15 protein-coding genes are annotated in these 15,471 nt (G+C 61.8%); 6 read left to right on the top strand and 9 right to left on the bottom strand.

Going from position 1 to position 15,471, the window contains the following annotated elements; genetic code table 11:
- Positions 1-146: 146 nt before the first annotated feature.
- Positions 147-710 (top strand): phasin family protein, encoded by a 564-nt coding sequence (locus RC54_RS08050; RefSeq protein WP_058894927.1) that lies wholly within the window; start codon positions 147-149, stop codon positions 708-710.
- A gap of 89 nt (positions 711-799) precedes the next feature.
- On the opposite strand, the gene RC54_RS08045 is transcribed toward RC54_RS08050, so the two are convergent.
- The 5 genes from RC54_RS08045 to RC54_RS08025 form a co-directional block, all read right to left on the bottom strand.
- Positions 800-1,606 carry a competence/damage-inducible protein A gene (locus RC54_RS08045; protein WP_061790479.1) on the bottom strand — a complete coding sequence of 269 codons (807 nt, stop codon included), beginning with the start codon at positions 1,604-1,606 and terminating at the stop codon, positions 800-802.
- 101 nt (positions 1,607-1,707) lie between these two features.
- Positions 1,708-2,553, bottom strand: coding sequence for an EI24 domain-containing protein (locus tag RC54_RS08040; protein WP_058894925.1), 846 nt, complete (start codon positions 2,551-2,553; stop codon positions 1,708-1,710).
- Positions 2,553-3,539, bottom strand: a complete 987-nt coding sequence (locus RC54_RS08035; RefSeq protein ID WP_017454218.1) for a sterol desaturase family protein — start codon at positions 3,537-3,539, stop codon at positions 2,553-2,555. Before RC54_RS08035 ends, RC54_RS08040 begins: the two co-directional genes overlap by 1 nt.
- A gap of 81 nt (positions 3,540-3,620) precedes the next feature.
- Positions 3,621-4,451, bottom strand: coding sequence for a polysaccharide deacetylase family protein (locus RC54_RS08030; protein ID WP_058894924.1), 831 nt, complete (start codon positions 4,449-4,451; stop codon positions 3,621-3,623).
- Positions 4,452-4,506: 55 nt separating this feature from the next.
- On the bottom strand, positions 4,507-5,490 hold the full coding sequence (locus RC54_RS08025) for a YVTN family beta-propeller repeat protein (RefSeq protein WP_061790480.1): 984 nt from the start codon (positions 5,488-5,490) through the stop codon (positions 4,507-4,509).
- Positions 5,491-5,802: 312 nt separating this feature from the next.
- Here RC54_RS08025 and RC54_RS08020 point away from each other — a divergent pair, with 312 nt between their 5' ends.
- Both RC54_RS08020 and RC54_RS08015 read left to right on the top strand, forming a co-directional pair.
- Positions 5,803-6,159 (top strand): FKBP-type peptidyl-prolyl cis-trans isomerase, encoded by a 357-nt coding sequence (locus RC54_RS08020; protein WP_017454215.1) that lies wholly within the window; start codon positions 5,803-5,805, stop codon positions 6,157-6,159.
- Positions 6,160-6,179: 20 nt separating this feature from the next.
- Positions 6,180-6,437 (top strand): acyl-CoA-binding protein, encoded by a 258-nt coding sequence (locus RC54_RS08015; protein WP_017454214.1) that lies wholly within the window; start codon positions 6,180-6,182, stop codon positions 6,435-6,437.
- A gap of 103 nt (positions 6,438-6,540) precedes the next feature.
- On the opposite strand, the gene RC54_RS08010 is transcribed toward RC54_RS08015, so the two are convergent.
- From RC54_RS08010 to RC54_RS07995, 4 genes are all read right to left on the bottom strand, one after another.
- Entirely contained in the window at positions 6,541-7,521 is a 981-nt protein-coding gene (locus tag RC54_RS08010; RefSeq protein ID WP_061790481.1) for a 2-hydroxyacid dehydrogenase, read from the bottom strand.
- Between the two features lie 41 nt (positions 7,522-7,562).
- The gene (locus RC54_RS08005) at positions 7,563-8,972 is read right to left on the bottom strand and encodes a sodium:proton antiporter (RefSeq protein WP_061790482.1); all 1,410 of its coding nucleotides are present in this window, start codon (positions 8,970-8,972) and stop codon (positions 7,563-7,565) included.
- A gap of 141 nt (positions 8,973-9,113) precedes the next feature.
- Positions 9,114-10,289, bottom strand: coding sequence for a nicotinate phosphoribosyltransferase (gene pncB / locus RC54_RS08000; protein WP_058894920.1), 1,176 nt, complete (start codon positions 10,287-10,289; stop codon positions 9,114-9,116).
- Between the two features lie 194 nt (positions 10,290-10,483).
- Positions 10,484-11,728, bottom strand: coding sequence for an ABC transporter substrate-binding protein (locus RC54_RS07995; protein WP_244216460.1), 1,245 nt, complete (start codon positions 11,726-11,728; stop codon positions 10,484-10,486).
- Positions 11,729-12,090: 362 nt separating this feature from the next.
- On the opposite strand from RC54_RS07995, the gene fdxA reads away from it, so the two are divergent.
- The 3 genes from fdxA to RC54_RS07980 all read left to right on the top strand — a co-directional run bounded on the left by fdxA (position 12,091) and on the right by RC54_RS07980 (position 15,337).
- On the top strand, positions 12,091-12,414 hold the full coding sequence (gene fdxA / locus RC54_RS07990; protein ID WP_017454208.1) for a ferredoxin FdxA: 324 nt from the start codon (positions 12,091-12,093) through the stop codon (positions 12,412-12,414).
- A gap of 297 nt (positions 12,415-12,711) precedes the next feature.
- Complete coding sequence (locus RC54_RS07985; protein WP_058894919.1) at positions 12,712-13,785, top strand: NAD(P)/FAD-dependent oxidoreductase; 1,074 nt, start codon at positions 12,712-12,714, stop codon at positions 13,783-13,785.
- 316 nt (positions 13,786-14,101) lie between these two features.
- Entirely contained in the window at positions 14,102-15,337 is a 1,236-nt protein-coding gene (locus RC54_RS07980; protein ID WP_058894918.1) for a polyhydroxyalkanoate depolymerase, read from the top strand.
- The last annotated feature ends 134 nt before the right edge of the window (positions 15,338-15,471 follow it).

Below are 15,471 nucleotides of genomic sequence, written 5' to 3'. Positions count from 1 at the left end.
TGATTGAACTAGAATCGCCCTTGTGCATCGCATCATATTCAAAGAAGAAATTACATCGGAGATCCACCTTTCATTACAGATTGGTCCGTAAGCAATCACAGTCGCTGCCTTGTTCATCAACCCATCAACGAGAAGGATGTTTCAACATGACGACCTACACCGAGCAATTTTCCGCTGCTGCCAAAGCCAATGCCGAAGCACAACTCGCGCTGTTCAGCCAGCTGGCGGCCAAGACTTTTGAAGGCGTGGAAAAACTGGTGGACCTGAATCTGAAGGCCGCCAAGTCCTCGCTCGAAGAAAGCCAGGCCGCTGCCCAGAAGCTGTTCGCAGCCAAGGATCCCCAGGAATTCTTCACCCTGACCAGCTCGCACGCCCAGCCGACGCTGGAAAAGTCGGTGGCCTATGGCCGTCACTTGAGCGGCATTTTCTCCAGCACCCAGGCTGAACTGACCAAGGCTGCCGAGGCCCAGATCGCCGAAGTCAACCGCAAGGTCGTGGCAATGATCGACGAAGCCGCCAAGAATGCCCCGGCCGGTTCCGAGCAAGCCATCTCGATCCTGAAGTCCACCATTGGCAACCTGAGCGCTGGCTACGAACAGTTCACCAAGAACGCCAAGCAAGCCGCCGAAGTGCTGGAAGCCAACGTCACCAACGCCGTGGAGCAAATCTCCCAGGCCGGTGCCAAGGTCAGCCGCGCTGCCAAGAAGTAACCGCAGCTAGCCTACGGACGACAATGCCCCGGATCTCCGGGGCATTTTTTTCGCCTGTCGCCTGCGCTGGATGAACCAGGCGATGAGGCTCAGGCGCTGAGCTGGTACTCAGCCCGCAATGCGCGCAAGCCTTCCTGCATCTGGACGAAGGCCGCTTCCACCTGGGCCGGATCGCCCTTGACGCCGAGGTCGATGTGGCGGCGCGTCTGGGCATCGCCCACGTGCGGCAGGCTGAATACCTTCACCAGCGGGAATTGCGCCTCGATGGCTTCCATCAGCGGGGTCAGGGTCGATTCCATCGCCTCGAACACCAGCATGGAGCGCTCGGCCCAGGCCTGGCGGTGGAACTGGTCGGCGTAATGGGTTTCCAGCACCCACTCGAACATCGGCCAGGCCATCACCGGGAAACCGGGCGCGAAGTAATGTGCACCCTCGCCGCTGGTATTGCGCACCCAGAAGCCGGGGATCTTGTTGTAGGGATTGGGGATGATGGAAGCGCCTTGCGGGAATTCACCCATCTTCAGGCGATGCAGGTTGTCGGCCGTCTCGAAGTCGGGCGTGGCCCCCGCTTCACGGGCCATGTCAGCGATGCGTTCCTGGATCTTTTCCTTGGCCTCGGGATGCAGTGCCAGCGGTACACCGAGCGCGGCGGCGGCGCACTGGCGGGTATGGTCGTCGGGCGTGGCACCGATGCCGCCGGTGCAGAACACCACGTCGCCGCTGGCCAGGGTGCGCTTCAAGGTCGCGGTGATGCGCTCGCGCTCATCGCCGATGTATTCGGCCCAGGAGAGTTGCAGGCCACGCTGGCTGAGCAACTCCAAGACCTTGGGGAAGTGCTTGTCGATGCGGCGGCCCGAGAGGATCTCGTCGCCGATGATGATCAGTCCGAATGCCATGAGTCTGTCTGCCCGAAAGTTGATGAAACACTGCGGCGATTATGCCCGATTCAGCTGCACCACGGCAGCGACCACCCTACCCGGCCCTGCCGTGTTGCGCGTCAACCGGGTGTCACGTCGAGGACTTCGCCATCGGGCGGGCCATCGGGGGCCTGGCCGTTGCGATAGCGCAGCAGCGCTTCCAGGCAGTAGAACTGGAACCACAGGGCGGTAAACACGAACACCAGCACATACAGCCAGATCGCCACCGCCGCCAGGGCCGGCAGCAGGATCACCGACAGCACCCCACCCAGCCACAGCAAGGTGGGAGCCGCCCCCAGAGCGCCGGCGATGGTGCCCACCAGCAGCAGTGGCCAGCGATGCAGGTGCAGCACGACGCGCCGCTCTTCGGCGCTGGCGTAGTCGGCCAGGGTGTCATAGGCCATGACGCGATAGGTCAGCCAGCCCCACAGCAGCGAATGGAGCACGAAGGCCAGCGGCGGGATCAGGAAGACCCAGATCGTGGCCAGCCACAAGATGGTGAAGACGGCGAAGCACCACAGCGAAGTCCAGAGACTGCCGGCGACGCTGCCGCCATGGCGCTTCTCCAGCATGGGATAGTGGCGCGCGCCGATGTGGCGGGCGATGGCCGGGATGGTGAACAGCCCCACGAAGACCAGGGCGGTGAGGATCATCAGCGGCAGCAGGGTCCACATCGCCAGCAGCGGCACCAGTACGGTTTTCAGCGCACTCATGCCGAACCAGGCCAACATGCTGCCGATCTCGCCGAACATGCTATTGGCCACGAAATAGGCTTGCAGCCAATCGATGATGGGTTGCAAGCCCAGCCACAGGCACACTGCCCACAGCGCCAGCGAAACGACGAAGGGCAGCACCGTCAGCCACAACATGCGGATGTGCAGTTGCGCCAGCAAGGCGCGCCCGAAGGAAGCCAGGAACAGACGCATCAGCGGGGCTTCCTGCGGGTGAATTCGACCAGGCGCTTCAGACCCAGCCACTGCTGCGCCCAGAAGCCGCGTCCATAGTCGCGCCCCTTGCCGGCCGGGGGCGGCAGTTGATCGCGCACGCCGGTCATGGCAAAGCCCTGGCTGAAGTGGGCGGTACGGAAGAGCACATCCCAGATCGGCAACAGCACCGCGAAGTTGTGCCCGCCCAGGGAATTGCGTCCGCGGCTTTCATGGCCCAGGCCAATGGCGTGGTGGGTGCGATGGAAGCGCGGCGACACCAGCAGGTATTCGCCGATGCGGCCGAAATGGATACGTACATTGGCGTGCTGCAGGCTTTGCAACATGCGCGAGAGCGAGACCAGCAGGATGTATTGCGAGGGCTCCACGCCGATCAGCACGGCGATCAGGCCAAAGATGATGTCGTGCACCAGGTTGTCCAGCATGTGGTTGCGGTCGTCGCTCCACAGGTTCATGTTCTGCTGGCTGTGGTGCAGGCTGTGCAGCGCCCACATCCAGCGCACATTGTGCTGGGCCCAGTGGTAGAGATATTCACACAGGTCCAGCACCACCATGTAAAGCAGGAAGCTCACCAGCGCGCGGTCGGTTACGCCGGGCCAGATCTGGTCCAGATTGAAGGTGCCCCAGCCTTCCAGGTGCAGCGCCTCGGACAGATAGGACAGGGCCGGGTCCAGCAGCAGGAAGGCGATGATGGGGATGATGCCCAGGCGCTGCAGTACGGTATAGATGAAGTCGTTCCAGCGGGCGCGCGGGTCGGTGATGGGATGGACCGGGATCATGGACTCCAGCGGGCGCAGGATCAGGAACAGGATCACCAGTTCGCAGATACCCACCAGGACGAATTCGGTGCCGGTGAAGGCTTCTTCGACGAACTCCCCCATGCCGATGAAAAACACCAGCGGTTGCACCACGGCTTGGAACAGCCAGCCCTGGACGGCGGCAAAGAGGTCGGAAATGGTCTGGATCATGAATAGCTTTGGTACGGTATGACATTGACGGCACCGACTCCCCTCCCCTGGGCCGGCGCCGGCTTGGACTTGCGGCGGGCTTCAGTGTTCCTTGCCGGCCACGAACAGGTGGCGATAGGCCGGGTGCTCGCGCAGCGTGGCAAAGCAGAAGCCCTTCTGCTCCAGCCCGCTGATCAAGGGTTCCAGCACCGCCGGCGCCCACGGATCCTGGCGCGACCAGATGCCCATATGGGCAAGGAAGATATCACCATCCTTGAGGCCGTCGAGCGCCTTTTTCAGCAGCATCGCGTTGGGGAATTTGTCGCTGGGCAGTTCATCGCCCGAAAAACCGGCCGGCGCCCAGGCCACGTGGGCATAACCGCAGGCCTGGCCAGCCTTGAGCAGGTTGGGGGTCAGGCGTCCGCCTGGGGCACGCCACAGCGGGTCGAGCTTGTGGCCGGTCAGTTGCTGGAAGCGTTCATCGACCCGTTTCATTTCTTCGCAATACTGGGCCGGGGTCCATTGCAGCTTCTTGCCGGCCTGGGCGCCGAACTGCGGGCGCACTTCGATCTTGCCGCCCGGCAGGTCGCGCACCACGTAGACATGGTCGAAGGTATGCGTGCCAAACGCGTTACCCTCGGCCACCAGGCGCTTCCACAGCGGCGCCCAGGCCGGATCCAGCGAATAATCGCCGTGGATGGTCTTTTCGTTGGCGAGGAAGAAGGTGGCGTGGATGTGGTGGCGCTGCAGGGTCTGTTCGATCAGTTCGGCCTGGGACTGGCTGCCGGTATCGAAGGTCAGGTAGATCCTGCCCTTGCAGGCGGGGGCGGCCGGGGTTTCCGGCGCCGCCGATTGCGCCACGGCCTGGCCGGCTGCCAGGATGGCGAACAGGCACAGGCCGCGCAAGGATTTCTTGGAGATGGGCTGCATCATCGATAGGTCGTCAGCGGTGAGCGATCATCAGATATCAGAGCTCAGAGTTAAGAGCTCAGATATCTGGGGCGCGGTTGAACAGGTAGATACCATGCGGCGAACGTCCCACCGGGATCACCTTGGTCACCGAGCGGCTGGCCAGGTCGATCACGGCCACCTTCTTGACCCAGCGCAGGGTGGCCCACATGGTCTTGCCGTCCGAGGTCACTTCCATGCAGTCGGGGCCGCCCGGCACCTTGATGGTGCCGACGTTTTCCAGGGTATGCATATCGAGCACGCTGATGGTGTTGGCCACGCGGTTGGAGACATAGACGAAACGCTTGTCGCCCTGGCCGCGGAAGTTGTGGGCGCCAATGCCGGTCTTGATCTTCTTGACCACCTTCTGGGTGCGCCAGTCGATCACGGCCACGTAATCGGCCCCCATGATACCCACCAGCAAGTACTTGTTATCCGGGGTCATGATGATGCCGGCGGGCAGCTTGCCCACGGGCATGGTCCACTTGACCTGCTGGGTAGCCAGATCGATGGCACTGACCTGGTCGCTGCCCTGCTGCGTGATGAAGGCGGTGGTGCTGTCATTGTCGAAGGCGATGTGGCTGGGCGTCTTGGCCAGCGGGATGCGCTTGGACAGCTTCAGGTCGTGGCCGTCATAACGATAGACGTCGACCCGGTCCAGGCGCAGGCCGGTAGCCACGAACCATTTCTGGTCCGGGGTGAAGCCGATCTGGTAGGGATCGATGATGTCAGGCAGCTTGCGCTGCACGGCCCCGGTCTTGGGATCCAGGAACAGCAACTGGTTGCCGGTGGCGCTGGCCACGATCAGCGACTTGTTGTCCGGGGTGGCCATCAGGTGATGCGGCTCCTTGCCCACCGAAAAGGTCGAGAGCTCCTTCTCGCCGGTTTCGTCCAGCAGCGACACCGAAGCATCGCCGGAATTGAGCACCACCACCACATTGGCGTGCGCCGAGGCCGTAAGGACGGCCGAGACACAGGCTGCACGCAAGGAAAGGGATAAAAGTTGGCTGAATCGACGCAACATGAAGAACTTTACTCAAAAATGCCTGATCTCATCGTGCACGAAGCACGTCCTCGCGGCTTAACGCTTGTTAGAGGCATCCCGCTGACAACCCCCAGAGGCAATATGAAAAAATTCTAGATTTTTGGTTTACACTGCCAGCCGCTCCGGTCGCACCTCGCCACCGGCAGCCTGGACGCCCGCCCCAGCAGCGCTTCGGCACTGCCGACAAAGGCTGGCGCACAGAATGTTTCCACGGAGCATCTCGCCTCATCAGCCTGGCTCAGGAACTCGGCAAATCAGCCGACCACCCATCCTCTTACCGAAAGGAAACAGATGTCCATCACTACGACAGCTTCCGGGCTGCAATATGAAGAAATCAACATTGGCGCGGGCGACGAAGCCAAGGCCGGCAGCCACGTCACGGTGCATTACACCGGCTGGCTGCAGAATACCGACGGCACGGCCGGCAGCAAGTTCGACTCCAGCAAGGACCGCAACGATCCGTTCGCCTTCCCGCTGGGTGCTGGCCATGTGATCAAGGGCTGGGACGAAGGCGTGCAGGGCATGAAGGTCGGCGGCATCCGCAAGCTGATCATCCCGGCCGGCCTGGGTTATGGCGCCCGCGGCGCCGGCGGCGTGATTCCACCCAATGCCACCCTGATCTTCGAAGTCGAACTGCTGGCCGTCTGAGCCAGCGGGAGGAGAGACCCATGAGCACCCTGCAAGAACAGTTCGAAGCCGCCGTCGCGCAATCCAAGAGCCTGCCCGAGCGTCCCGACAACATGACCCTGCTGAAGATGTACGGCCTCTACAAGCAGGGCAGCAACGGTGACGTGCAGGGCGAGCGCCCCGGCATGACCGACTTCGTGGCGCGCGCCAAGTTCGACGCCTGGGCCGCCTTGAAGGGCAAGCCGCAAGCCGAAGCGCAACAGGAATACATCGACATCTTCAATGAACTGAAGGGTTGATGCAGTCCCCGTGCTGCCGCTTGCGACAGCCAGAGCCGGACCGTGAAACGGGCGCACCTGCCAGGCAGGTGCGCCCGTTTTGCTTGATCGCGGCGACTGCGGATCAGCCCTTGAGCACGTCCGGGTTGAGCAGGTTGGGCGGATGCCGGCCCGACAAGGCGGCAATCAGGTTGTCGGCCGCACAGTTGGCCATGGCCAGGCGCGTGGGGGTGGAAGCGCTGGCGATATGCGGGGTCAGCACCACATTGGACAGCGCCAGGAATTCGGACTTGAAGGCCGGTTCGTTCTCGAACACATCCACCCCGGCCGCAGCGATGCGGCCTTCACGCAGCGCCACGATCAGTGCGGCATCATCGACGATGCCGCCGCGGGCAATGTTGGTCAGGGTGGCAGTGGGCTTCATCAGCGCCAGTTCGGCCGTGGCGATGGTGTGGTGGGTTTCTTTGGAATACGGCAGCACCAGCACCACGTGATCAGCCTGGCGCAGCAGTTCTTCCTTGCTGACGTAACGGGCGTGGTTGGCGCGCGCTTCGAGCTCCGGCGCCAGGCGTGAACGGTTGTGATATAGCACCTGCATGTCGAAACCCAGCGAACGGCGCGCAATGGCCTGGCCGATGCGGCCCATGCCGATGATGCCCAGGGTGGCGCCGTGGATGTCGGGGCCGACGAAGCTGTCGTAGCTCCATTTCTTCCACTGGCCGGCGCGCAGGAAGTGCTCGGATTCAGTGATGCGGCGGGCGGCTGCCATCATCAGCGCCCAGCCGAAGTCGGCGGTGGTCTCGTTCAAGACATCGGGGGTATTGGTGGCCATCACGCCGGCCTGGGTGGCGGCGGCCAGGTCGATGTTGTTGTAACCCACGGCCATGTTGCAGACCGCCTTCAATTGCGGATTGGCGGTCAGGAGCGCCGCCGTGACCGGCTCGCTGGGGGTGGTGAAGAGGCCCTCCTTGCCCTGCGTCTTGGCCTGCAGTTCATCGGCCGTGTAGATGCGGTCATCCTGATTGGATTCGACCTCGAAATGCTGCTCCAGGCGGGCCAGGACTTCAGGGAAGACGGCGCGGGCGACGAAGATCTTGGGTTTCATAGGGGTCTCGGGTCTCGTGTTGTCGTTGGTATCGGGATGGATCAGAAAAAGAGCAGGCTCATGACGATGAACAACGGTACCAGGATGCCCGCCGACCAGGCCAGGTAGCCGAAGAAGCTGGGCATACGGACGCCGCGTTCCTCGGCAATGGCCTTGACCATCATGTTGGGCGCATTGCCGATATAGCTGTTGGCGCCCATGAAGACGGCACCGGCGGAGATGGCCGCCAGCGTCGAGGCCAGGGGCCCCATCAATTCGCGCGCATCCCCGGACGCGGTGTTGAAGAACACCAGGTAGGTCGGCGCATTGTCGAGGAAGGATGACAGCAACCCTGTCATCCAAAAATACATGACATCGTCGGGCCGCCCATCGGGCCCGCTCACGGCCTTGACCACGGCGGCAAAGGCGCCCTGCTCGCCCGCGCGCAGCATAGCGATCACCGGGGCGATGGTGAGGAAGATGGCGGCAAAGAGCTTGCCCACTTCCAGCATCGGTCCCCAGCCGAATTCATTGCCCTGGCGCGCCGAGCTGGGAGTGAGCCATAGCGAGAGCACGATCACCACCAGCAAGGCGCCATCGCGCAGCAGGTTCTGCCATTGCAGCGGCACGCCCATCAGCTCGATGGCCACGCCGGGCTTCCACAACCCGCTCATCAATACCAGGGCGACCACCGCCAGCAGCAGCAGGAAGTTGAGCTTGCCTTCCAGTTGCAGCGAGGAATCAGGCGTGGGATCAAGCGCACGACGCTCCTCGCGGTTGAGGTAGAAGTGGCGGTCCAGCAGGTAGAAGATCGACAGCAGCGCAATGCACAGGAACAGCATCGGTCCCAGCAGGTGACGCGCGGTCCAGAAGAAGTCCACGCCCTTGAGGAAGCCCAGGAACAGCGGGGGATCGCCCAGCGGCGTCAAGGAGCCGCCGGCATTGGCCACCAGGAAGATGAAGAACACCACCACATGCACGGTGTGCTTGCGGTCATCGTTGGCACGGATGAGCGGGCGGATCAGCAGCATGGCCGCGCCGGTAGTGCCCATGACGCTGGCCAGCAAGGTACCCAGCGCCAGCAATCCGGTATTGAGGGCTGGCGTGCCATGCAGATTGCCGCGCACGCAGATGCCGCCGGCCACGGTGAAGAGCGCGCTCAGGAGAATGATGAAAGGCAGATATTCGGCCACCAGCGCGTGCACGCTGATGGCCAGCGCAGCATGGCTGCCATAGACGCTGACCAAGGGCAGCAGCAAGGCCAGCCCCCAGGCCGCCGCGATCTTGCCGAAATGGTGATGCCACAAGGCCGGGGCGAGCAGTGGCAGCACCGCGATGGACAGCAGCACGCCGGCAAAGGGCAAGGCCCAGGCCAGGGAAAGGCTGGCGCCGTCCAGCTCGGCACTCCATCCTGGCAGGGGCAGCAAGGCGAAAAAAGCACACAGTGCGGGAAGAATGAATCGGGTCAGCAAATGTCGTCCTGAAGCAAAGGCAGATGAAAAAATTCCCCGTGATAGCACACCATCATGGGGAGTCACACTATAGCAGCCGACATGCCGGACGCACGCCAAAACGCCCGAGTGGAAAAACTCTCAGGTATGGTTCAAATCCGGTCAAGCCTTGATCTGGAACACCTGGCGCAGATAATTCACATAGGCCGGGTCATCGCACATGTTCTTGGACGGCGTATCGGACAATTTGGCCACCGGCTGGCCATTGCAGCGGACCATCTTCATGACCACCTGCAATGGCGTATAGCCGAGGTCATTGGTCAGGTTGGTACCCACCCCGAAGGCCACCTTGGCGCGGTCCTTGAAGCGCAGGTACAGCGCACGCACCTTGTCGAAGTCCAGGCTGTCGGAAAACACCAGCACCTTGCTGGACGGATCGACGCGATTGTCGCGATAGTGCTGGATCAGGCGTTCCCCCCATTCGAAGGGGTCGCCCGAGTCGTGGCGCGCACCATCGAAGAGCTTGCAGAAATACATGTCGTAGTCGCGCAGGAAGGCATCCATGCCATAGACATCCGAAAGCGTGATGCCAAGGTCGCCACGATACTCGCGCGCCCACATTTCGAAAGCAAAGGTCTGCGAATCGCGCAGGCGCGGACCCAGCGCCTGGCAGGCCTGCAGGTATTCATGCGCCATGGTGCCCAGCGGGGTCAGGTCGTGCTGCATGGCGTACATGACGTTGGAGGTGCCGGCGAAATGACTGCCCATGTGCTGCTTCATCTCATCGATGACCTCGGCGTGCCAGCTGCGCGAGAAGCGGCGGCGGGTGCCGTAGTCGGCGATCTTGCAGCCGGCCAGTTCAGGGTCGTCGGTGATGACCGACATCTTCTTGCGCAGGCGCGCCCGGCCCTCTTCCAGGTCCGGCGAGCGCTGGGTGGCGCGGAAATAGACTTCATTGACGATGGCCAGCACCGGCACTTCGAACATGATGGTGTGCAGCCACGGCCCCTTGACGCTGATCTCGATCTCGCCATTGCCGGCCGGATCGGGTTGCACCGTGATGTACTTTTCGTTCAGGTGGAACAGATCCAGGAAATCGACGAAATCGCTCTTGATGAAGCGCAGGCTGCGCAGATAGTTCAGTTCGTCTTCCTTGAAACGTAGCCGGCACAGCGCGGCGATCTCGGCGCGGATCTCATCGACGTAGGGAGTCAGATCGATGTTCTCGTTACGGCATTTGAAGCGATATTCGACTTGGGCGCCGGGAAAATGATGCAGGACCACCTGCATCATCGTGAATTTGTACAGGTCGGTATCGAGTAAGGAAGTGATGATCATGAAATCCGGATGAGGAAGGTCCGCATACTGCCATGTTGATGGTCCATGTGCATGGCGGATCACCCCGGAGCGGTCCGCACGATGCGTTGGCAGCGCCTGGGGCGCCGCGTGCGCTATCTTAACCGAGTTCGGGCGCAGCAAAGCCCCCTGCCATGAGGGGGCTTTGATCGGGATGCGCCCGGCCTGCGCAAGGATTACCTGATCGCCGAGGCCGGACGGCGGCTGCGAACATAAGTTGGCGGTGGCAGATAGGCCGTGCCATCCAGATAACGCCATTCCCGCAGGCTGCTGCGACCGTCCTTTTGCGAGACCAGGCCGATGAAGGCGCCCATGGTGGACTGCTGGTCCAGCGCACGGAAGCTCAACTCGCCCAACGGCGAAGACCAGTGCAGGCCGCGCAAGGCCTCGAGCAGCGCCTCGCCATCGCCGCCCTCGCTCTTCCTGAGACCACCGGCGATGGCCAGCATGGTGCTGTAGCCCACTACCGCCGGCAGTTGCGGAGGCTCGCTGAATTTCTTCATATACGCATCCAGGAAGCGCTGGTGCTCGGGCGTGTTGATCTGCTCCCACGGGTAACCGATACTGACCCAGTCGCGGATTGCTTCACTCTGGCTCGGATCCAGGCCTTGTGTGCCCACCGCACCCATCGACACCACCCGCACGCCGTTGAACAATTGCTGACGATGGCCGACCTGCACCAGCTTTTGCAGATCCTCGCCGAAGGTGGCATTGAAGATGCCATCCGGGCGCGACTGGCGGATTGCCCGCACCACATCATCAGCCTTGATCTTGCCCAGCGCCGGCCATTGGTCGCTGACGAATTCCACGTCCGGGCGGGCCTGCTTCAACAACATCTTGAAGCTGGCCACCGCGCTCTGGCCGTATTCATAGTTGGGCGCCACCACCGCCCAGCGCCGCCCCGGCATCCGCGCGGCCTGCTCGGCCAGCATGGCGGCCTGTATGTAGGTCGAGGGACGCACGCGGAAAGTGTAGCGATTACCCTTGTCCAGCGTAATGGCGTCCGACAGCGCATCGCCCACCACCAGCACGGTCTTGCTGCGGGCCGCTTGGCGCGCCACGGCCAGGGCCACGTCGGAGAGCATGGTACCGGTCAGCACCTCCACATGTTCATTGCTGACCAGTTCCTTGGCATTGCGGGCGGCCTGGTCGGCATCGCCATCGTCCTCGCGCACCACCAATTGCAGCGGGCGACCGTTGATCCCGCCGGCTTCGTTGATCTGTTCCAAGGCCAACGCCAGGCCGTTGCGATAGGCTTGCCCGGAGGTGGACTGGCGGCCCTGGCTGTTGATCTCGCCGATACGGATGGCCTCCGCGGCACCCGCCGGCAGCGGCAGCGCCAGCGACGCCACCAGGCCCAGCAAGGCCGGCAGCAGGGAAAGGGAGAAACGGAGGGATGACTTGGGGCCTGTAGCGTTCACGCCAGGACTTCCTTTACTTGATGCGCGGCAAGCGTCGTCATGCCGGTGGGCCTGGTTCCATGCGCAGATGCGGCATGCCTAAAGACCCTGGCGGCGATTGGTCTTGTCGCGAGCTTGTTTATTTACTTATACGTAATCTGTATAAGCCTCATTTGTGGGAAAAATCGAATTACCTTAAAATACAAGGCTTTGCGGCGGGTTGCGCAGCGGCATCTCAAGAGCGTCCACAAGGCGCTGGAAGTCCGAATCTGCAGCTCAACCAAGGGTTGACCAGCCGCAACATGATTTTAACCGTGCCATATTGCCATCAATTGCGGCGCAGTTAGCCATCGGTTTGAAGAAATTTTACAGATAGGACAGTTATGACCCACGTTGTCACCGACTCCTGCGTCCGTTGCCGCTATACGGATTGCGTGGATGTTTGCCCGGTGGATTGTTTCCGCGAAGGCCCCAATTTCCTCGCGATTGACCCCGATGAATGCATCGATTGCGCCGTGTGCGTGGCCGAATGCCCGGTCAATGCGATCTACGCGGAAGAAGACGTGCCGGCCGACCAGCAGCAATACATCGCCCTGAACGCCGAACTGTCCCGCAACTGGCCCTCCATCACCAAGACCAAGGCACCGCTGCCGGAAGCCGAGGAATGGAAGGACAAGACCGACAAGCTGCAATACCTGCAGCGCTGATCGCTGCGGAGAATCAAACTGACCGGGCCGGTTCCGGTCCAGAATTGCGGTTGCGCATCCAGCCTGGCAGCATCATCGCCCGCGCCAGATGCGCAGCCGTTTGTATTTGACCGCCAGCCATAACCCTGACGGCCACAGGGCCAGGCGTCACCGCCCTCCAGCGTGCACCGGCCCCTTGCTTCATCCTTGCCTGGCCTATCCCACCGCCATGCGGCAACGCCGCTAGCCGGCGCGCAGCGCTCCTGTGTGAAAAGCCTCTACTGATCTGATCTACTGAAACAGGAATATCAATAAATCATGGAAAACAATGTCCAGACTGCGGCAGTCAACGGTGTCATCGATGCCGACGCCGTCATCATCGGCGCCGGCCCGGTCGGCCTGTTCCAGGTGTTCGAGCTTGGCCTTTTGGAAATCAAGGCGCATGTGATCGATTCGCTGCCGGTGGTCGGCGGCCAGTGCGTGGAACTGTACCCGGACAAGCCCATCTATGACATTCCGGCCGTGCCGGTATGCACCGGTCAGGAATTGACCGACAACCTGTTGAAGCAGATCGAGCCCTTCTCGCCGACCTTCCACCTGGGCCAGGAAGTGACCGTGGTCAACAAGCGTGAAGATGGCCGTTTCGATGTCGAAACCTCCACCGGCACCAAGTTCATCACCAAGACCATCTTCATCGCCGCCGGCGTCGGTTCGTTCCAGCCGCGCACCCTGAAGGTCGAGGGCATCGAACAGTTCGAAGGTTCGCAGGTGTTCTACCGCGTCAAGGACCCGGCCCTGTTCGAAGGCAAGAACATCGTCATCTGCGGCGGTGGCGACTCTGCCCTGGACTGGGCGCTGAACTTCGTGGGTAAGGCTGAATCGGTGATCCTGCTGCACCGTCGTGAAGAATTCCGCGCTGCCCCGGCCTCGGTGGCGAAGATGAAGGAACTGTGCGAACAGTACGAAATGCAACTGGTCATCGGCCAGGTCACCGGCACCGAGATCAAGGATGGCAAGCTGGCCGAAGTCAAGGTCACCGGCGCCGATGGCGTCACCCGCCGCCTGCCACTGGACATGCTGCTGGTGTTCTTCGGCCTGTCGCCCAAGCTGGGCCCGATCGCCGAGTGGGGCCTGGAGATCGAACGCAAGCAGTTGAAGGTGATGGATACCGAGAAATTCGAGACCAATGTCCCGGGCATCTTTGCCGTGGGCGACATCAACACCTATCCGGGCAAGAAGAAGCTGATCCTGTCGGGCTTCCACGAAGCCGCGCTGGCCGCCTTCGGTGCTGCGCCCTACATCTTCCCGGAAAAGAAGATCCACATGCAGTACACCACCACCTCGCCCAAACTGCACAAGATCCTTGGCGTGGAAAGCCCGGTCTTCGACTAAAAACCGGTCGCAAGATCCGGCACCCCGCTGCAAGCGGCTTGCAGAGCCCCCGTCCGGTACGGGGGCTTTTCATTTATGAAGGTTTTTGCAGGAACTTATGGACTCGGCGCCACCGGTCTGCCACGCCAACAGCCGCTCAGCCAAAGGTGCTATGCTATTGCGTCGCAACAAGGAAAAAGTTGACAAACTGAACATAATATGAAGTATGTCAGCCGATGATCGTCGCCAAACGTTTGTGGCACATGCTTGCTGCGCACCTGGTCCGGGCCCTTCGCCTGGACGGGCAGGCCAGCCGGTGCTTGTATAAAGGTCAGCTATGCTTTATCAACTGCATGAACTCAATCGCGCGTTTCTGAACCCGATGATGCAATGGGCCGAGACTTCGGCCAAACTGTTCTCGGACCCGGTTTCCCCGCTCGCCCACACCCCCTTCTCGCAGCGTATCGCCGCCGGCTACGAGTTGCTCTATCGCCTCTCCAAGGAATACGAAAAGCCGCAGTTCAACATCGGCGAAGTGCCGGTCGAGGGCAAGCCGGTCGGCATCAGCGAGGAAGTGGTCGAGACCAAGCCCTTCTGCCGCCTGATCCATTTCAAGAAAGACCTGCCGGCCCGTCAGAGTGCCGCGCTCAAGCAGCCCACCGTGCTGGTGGTGGCGCCTCTCTCCGGCCACCATTCCACCCTGCTGCGCGAGACCGTACGGGCGCTGTTGCAGGAACATGACGTTTTCATCACCGACTGGACCGATGCACGCATGGTGCCGGTCGAGCAGGGTGACTTCCACCTGCACGATTATGTCTATTACGTGCAGGACTTCATCCGCACTCTGGGCCCGGACGTGCACGTGATCTCGGTCTGCCAGCCCACCGTGCCGGTACTGGCGGCCATTTCGCTCATGGCCAGCGCCAACGATCCCAAGCTGCCCAAGAGCATGACCATGATGGGTGGCCCCATCGATGCCCGCAAGTCGCCCACCGCGGTCAATGACCTCGCTACCGAAAAGCCCTTCTCCTGGTTCGAGAACACGGTGATCTACAGCGTGCCGGCCAACTACCCCGGTTTCGGCCGCAAGGTCTACCCGGGCTTCCTGCAGCACGCCGGCTTCGTGGCCATGAACCCCCGCCGTCATGCGCAGAGCCACTGGGACTTCTACATGCACCTGCGCAATGGCGACGATGCCTCCGCCGAAGAACACCGCAAGTTCTACGACGAATACAACGCGGTGCTGGACATGCCGGCCGAGTTCTACCTGGAGACCATCAAGGTGGTATTCCAGGACTTCAATCTGGCCCGTGGCACCTGGGAAATCGAAGGCAATCTGGTGCGTCCGCAGGACATCAAATCGGTCGCGCTGTTTACCATCGAAGGCGAGCTGGACGACATCTCCGGCTCTGGCCAGACCCAGGCCGCCCAGGAACTGTGCAGCAGCATCCCGAAGGCCCGCAAGCAGCATTTCACGGTGCCAAAGGCCGGCCACTACGGCATCTTCTCGGGCCGTCGCTGGCGCGAGATCGTCTGTCCCAAGATCGGCGAATTCATCCGCGCCAACGCCTGAGCAGATCAAGCCATACCAGCAACGGCGCCCCGTCCCGACGGCGGCGCCGTTTTGCTTTGCGCACGCGAAATGACTTCAACGCAGTTTGGCTGGATAATAGCGCCCTTGTTCCGTTGAACCGTCTGATCGTCCAA

The sequence above is a fragment of the Herbaspirillum rubrisubalbicans genome (genome assembly GCF_003719195.1).
Lineage (GTDB): Bacteria > Pseudomonadota > Gammaproteobacteria > Burkholderiales > Burkholderiaceae_D > Herbaspirillum > Herbaspirillum rubrisubalbicans.
The sequence above is the reverse complement of the archived record's forward strand: the minus strand, read 5'-3'. Positions and strand labels throughout refer to the sequence as shown.

What these genes read in the sequence shown, in the direction of transcription:
- RC54_RS08050 (WP_058894927.1), top strand. Translation starts at nt 147, where the DNA reads ATGACGACCTACACCGAGCAATTTTCCGCTGCTGCCAAAGCCAATGCC.
- RC54_RS08045 (WP_061790479.1), bottom strand. Translation starts at nt 1,606, where the DNA reads ATGGCATTCGGACTGATCATCATCGGCGACGAGATCCTCTCGGGCCGC.
- RC54_RS08040 (WP_058894925.1), bottom strand. Translation starts at nt 2,553, where the DNA reads ATGCGTCTGTTCCTGGCTTCCTTCGGGCGCGCCTTGCTGGCGCAACTG.
- RC54_RS08035 (WP_017454218.1), bottom strand. Translation starts at nt 3,539, where the DNA reads ATGATCCAGACCATTTCCGACCTCTTTGCCGCCGTCCAGGGCTGGCTG.
- RC54_RS08030 (WP_058894924.1), bottom strand. Translation starts at nt 4,451, where the DNA reads ATGATGCAGCCCATCTCCAAGAAATCCTTGCGCGGCCTGTGCCTGTTC.
- RC54_RS08025 (WP_061790480.1), bottom strand. Translation starts at nt 5,490, where the DNA reads ATGTTGCGTCGATTCAGCCAACTTTTATCCCTTTCCTTGCGTGCAGCC.
- RC54_RS08020 (WP_017454215.1), top strand. Translation starts at nt 5,803, where the DNA reads ATGTCCATCACTACGACAGCTTCCGGGCTGCAATATGAAGAAATCAAC.
- RC54_RS08015 (WP_017454214.1), top strand. Translation starts at nt 6,180, where the DNA reads ATGAGCACCCTGCAAGAACAGTTCGAAGCCGCCGTCGCGCAATCCAAG.
- RC54_RS08010 (WP_061790481.1), bottom strand. Translation starts at nt 7,521, where the DNA reads ATGAAACCCAAGATCTTCGTCGCCCGCGCCGTCTTCCCTGAAGTCCTG.
- pncB (WP_058894920.1), bottom strand. Translation starts at nt 10,289, where the DNA reads ATGATCATCACTTCCTTACTCGATACCGACCTGTACAAATTCACGATG.
- fdxA (WP_017454208.1), top strand. Translation starts at nt 12,091, where the DNA reads ATGACCCACGTTGTCACCGACTCCTGCGTCCGTTGCCGCTATACGGAT.
- RC54_RS07985 (WP_058894919.1), top strand. Translation starts at nt 12,712, where the DNA reads ATGGAAAACAATGTCCAGACTGCGGCAGTCAACGGTGTCATCGATGCC.
- RC54_RS07980 (WP_058894918.1), top strand. Translation starts at nt 14,102, where the DNA reads ATGCTTTATCAACTGCATGAACTCAATCGCGCGTTTCTGAACCCGATG.